A 3,663-nucleotide genomic window follows, 5' to 3' on the forward strand; every position below is an offset into this window, starting at 1 on the left:
ATCGCGGGTTTTTCTTGCGTGCCGTTCAGGAGAACTTGGAGAAGTCAGCGGGTCTGCGGGTCATGAAAGCCGACGCAGCTTCGGCGAACTCCAGCGAGCCGACGCGTTCGGCGAATACCTTGCTGGCAAGGCGGATATGGTCGAGGACAGCGGGTGCATCGGCGTCGATCAGCGCCTTGCTCGCGCGCACAGCGCCGGGCGCCTTGGCCGCGAGCGCACGTGCGCGAGCCATCACACTGGTCAAGAGATCCTTTGCGGGTACGACGCCCGAGAGCAGTCCTGCTGCGAGAGCCTCTTCTGCGGTCCAGGTATCGCCCAGCAGCAGGAGTGCATTCGCGCGCGCGCGGCCCAATGCCGCCGGCATGAGCAACGACGAGGCGCCTTCCGGCGAGAGCGCGAGGTCCACGAACGGCGTGCGGAAGGTTGCGCTGTCGGCCGCATAGACGAGGTCGCACTGCAGCAGCATCGTCACGCCGACGCCGATGGCCGGCCCATTCACGGCGGCGATGACTGGCTTGCGTGTTTGAGTCAGCGCGTACGGAAAGCGCTCGGCCGGTGATGAAGCGCCATCGGCGCGTGTATTCGCGGTGAAGTCCGCGAGATCATTCCCGCTCGTAAACATCCCGCCTTGCCCGGTGAGCACGAACACCCGCACCTGCGGGTCCGCGTCGCCCGCCTCCAAGGCGGCGATGATCGCGGCGTACATGGCCTGCGTAAGGGCGTTCTTTTTCTGCGGCCGAGCGATCTCGATAACCCGAACTCCAGCCTCGTCGGTTGTGAGAATGTGCTCATTCATCAGATCAATCCGTCTTGCATCCAGATTCAAAGGCGCCGTGGCGGCCCGCACCGCCAGCGAACCGGCGGGAGCCGGAAAGGGTCTCGCCGCTGTCGATCGTCGCACGACCGAGCGCGATCTCGTTTGCAACGGCCTCCGCCTCCTCGAGGTCCCATTGCGCGTAAACGGACAGGCGATCGTTGCGCATCGCCGTCTGCGGAAATCCGGCGAGCGTATGCGCAAGCTCAATCGCCCGATCGAGAGCTCCGCCGTCCATTGTCACTTCGTTTACGAGGCCAATGCGCAGGGCCTCGTCCATCGTCACCGGACGGCCGGTCAGGATGAGTTCCAGCGCCCGGCCCTGGCCGATGATCCGCGGCAGGCGGATCGTGCCGAGATCTACAAGGGGTACGCCGAAACGACGATTGAAGACGCCCATCGTCGCTGAGCGACCGGCGATCCGCAGATCACACCACAGAGCGAGCTCCATACCGCCCGCCACCGCTGCGCCCTCGATCGCCGCGATGACCGGTTTTCCAAGGCGCATGCGCGTCGGGCCCATTGGCGCGAACACACCGTCCGGGTCGACCGGTTTGCGTTCACCAGCCGCAAGGGCCTGCAAATCGGCGCCGGCGCAGAACGCGCCGCCGGCGCCGGTCAGAATGGCGACGTCGGCGCTGTCGTTCGCGTCGAACGCCTGAAACGCGTCCACAAGCGCAAGGGCGGTGGGCAGATCGACAGCATTGCGGCGCTGCGGCCGCTCAATGGTGACGATGGTGATGCGATCGGCCGTGCGTGTGGAGACGCTCACGACACCTGCTCCGGGGATGGCCGATGCTGCGATGTTGGCGCATGGGCCGCGCGCAGCACCATGCCCTGCGCGATCAGGCACACTTTTTCGACGCCCTCATCGACGGCATAAACCTCGCCGCGACACACGGCTTGGGTCTTGCCGGCGCTGACCGCCGTGGCGCGTGCGATCAGGAGCTGGCCGATGGCGGGGCGGACATAGTTGAGCTTGAGATCGGCCGTCAGAACGCCGCCGCCCATGGCCAGCCCCCCGGCGAATGTCAGCACGTTGTCGGCCAGGTAGGCCAGCACCCCGCCGTGCGCGAAGCCGTGCTGCTGGCGCAGAACCTCCGTGAGCGGCAGCCGAAGTTCGACGCCGTCGTCGCCATACGCCGCCATCTCCGTGCCGAGAAGCCGGCTGAACGGCTGCGCCGCGAGAATGGCGCGGCCGACTTCGATTGAGGCCGCCATCTTCAGCCTCCTGCGGTCTTGCCGCCGATCCCGTCGCGACGGATGACCAGCTTGGCCGCCGGCGAAAGGAAGGCGTCCGCAGCGTCGACCCAGTCCGCAACCTCGGCTATGATGGCGGTCGGATCGAAACCCCCGGCGAGGGCCTGCAGCACCGCCGGCAAGTTGGCGCGGGTGTTCTGGTCGCCAAACGTCATCTGCACGCCGGTTGTGAACACCTCCATGTAGGGCAGGGTCACCTGCGGCGAGCCGACATAGGAGCTCGTCAGCTTGGCGCCGAAGTCGAGCGCCCTCAGGGTCGCCAGAAGGCCCTCGGCGCGTCCGCTCGCGTGCATGGCGATGTCGTAGTGGCGCCCGGGGTCGGGGTGGGCGCGGGCTTTCGCCGACCCCCCGAGACGCTCGGCAAGCGCAAGGCGCCGGGGATCGTTGTCCCAGTAATCGATGACCGATGCGCCGGCCCACTTCGCCCAGGCCACCGAATAGAGCCCGATGCTGGGGCTGCCGCCGCCGACGACCACAACACGGCCTTCCGGGATCTGGTGGAGGTGAGGAACAATGGCGCGATAGGCGTCGGCGAGGTTGTCTCCGGCGCTCGCTGCGGCGACATCGCTGACATTGTCGGGCAGTGGCGTCAGCATGGCGTCGGCGAACGGCAGACGCACCCGGTCGGTGACGACGCCGCCCCAGTCGTGGCCATAGGCGCCGAACCCGAAATAGGCCGGCTTCTCCACGGTGTGACAGGAGTGATGCGCGCCCCTTGCGCAGGCGCGGCAGGCGCCGCACGAAATGGCGAAGGCGGAGGCGACGCGCTGCCCGGGCCGGAACGACCGAACCGCGTCCCCGACCTCGATCACCTGGCCGACGAACTCGTGTCCGATCTCGATGGGTATCTGCAGGCCGCCCGCAATCACGGGGATATCGACATCGCATCGCGACACCGCAGTGGGCCGGATGATCACATCGGTGTCGGCCTCGATCCGCGCCGACCGAGGCTCGCGCCACTCCAGCCTGTTCGGCCCCGTGACGACCAGTTGGGTCATTTGAATATCTCCCGAAGTTTCGAAGAAAGTTGTCTGTTCACGCGAACACCGCGACGCCCATCGCCACGCGTCCGAACGCCCCCTGCCTGTCGATAAGTTCGCCGCCACCGATTCCGAAGCCGTCGGTGGTCCAGTGCCCCTGGGGTCGAAGTCCGATCCAGTCGCCCGCCGGCATTCGCGCCGTGTGGAGGGTGAGGTCGAGATTCGGCCAGGCGCTGGCGGGCGGCGGTCCCGGAAAGCCCGGCCTTGCAATACCGTGCGCCCAGTCCGCAGGCGGCAGCAGACAAGTGAACGGAGACTGGAACTCCGGCGGAAGAAGCGGCCGTATCCAGCGGAACCAGAACACGCCGTCCGGGGTGATCCGGCCGTCGAGGGAGTCCATCAGCCAGGGTCCGCCATGCGGTGCACGCGGTGCGCCGCGGATCCCTCTCTCGGGATCGGCGAAGGGCGTGCTGATGGGATGGCTCTCGAAGGTTTCCGTAAGGCGCGACTCCGGCGCCGGCGCGGCGAGCGTCATCTGCGCCCGCGCATGCACCCTGCCGTCGCACGACAGAAGCGACTCGAACACGCGGACCCGGCTTCCGCCCACAA

Annotated in this window: 4 protein-coding genes and 1 pseudogene; all 5 read right to left on the minus strand. The window is 67.3% G+C overall.

The window, feature by feature from the left end:
- Positions 1–25: 25 nt before the first annotated feature.
- Positions 26–796, minus strand: a complete 771-nt coding sequence (locus tag INE98_RS10835) for an enoyl-CoA hydratase-related protein (RefSeq protein WP_293519656.1) — start codon at positions 794–796, stop codon at positions 26–28.
- A gap of 4 nt (positions 797–800) precedes the next feature.
- Positions 801–1,586, minus strand: a complete 786-nt coding sequence (locus INE98_RS10840) for a crotonase/enoyl-CoA hydratase family protein (RefSeq protein WP_293519657.1) — start codon at positions 1,584–1,586, stop codon at positions 801–803.
- Positions 1,583–2,035 carry a PaaI family thioesterase gene (locus INE98_RS10845; RefSeq protein WP_293538869.1) on the minus strand — a complete coding sequence of 151 codons (453 nt, stop codon included), beginning with the start codon at positions 2,033–2,035 and terminating at the stop codon, positions 1,583–1,585. The genes INE98_RS10840 and INE98_RS10845 overlap by 4 nt, the downstream gene beginning before the upstream one ends.
- 2 nt (positions 2,036–2,037) lie before the next feature.
- Entirely contained in the window at positions 2,038–3,072 is a 1,035-nt protein-coding gene (locus INE98_RS10850; protein ID WP_293519659.1) for an alcohol dehydrogenase catalytic domain-containing protein, read from the minus strand.
- Between the two features lie 37 nt (positions 3,073–3,109).
- Positions 3,110–3,663 (minus strand): annotated as a pseudogene (locus INE98_RS10855) (acyl-CoA thioesterase domain-containing protein); the annotation flags it as partial.

The sequence above is a fragment of the Phenylobacterium sp. genome (assembly GCF_020253645.1).
Lineage (GTDB): Bacteria > Pseudomonadota > Alphaproteobacteria > Caulobacterales > Caulobacteraceae > Phenylobacterium.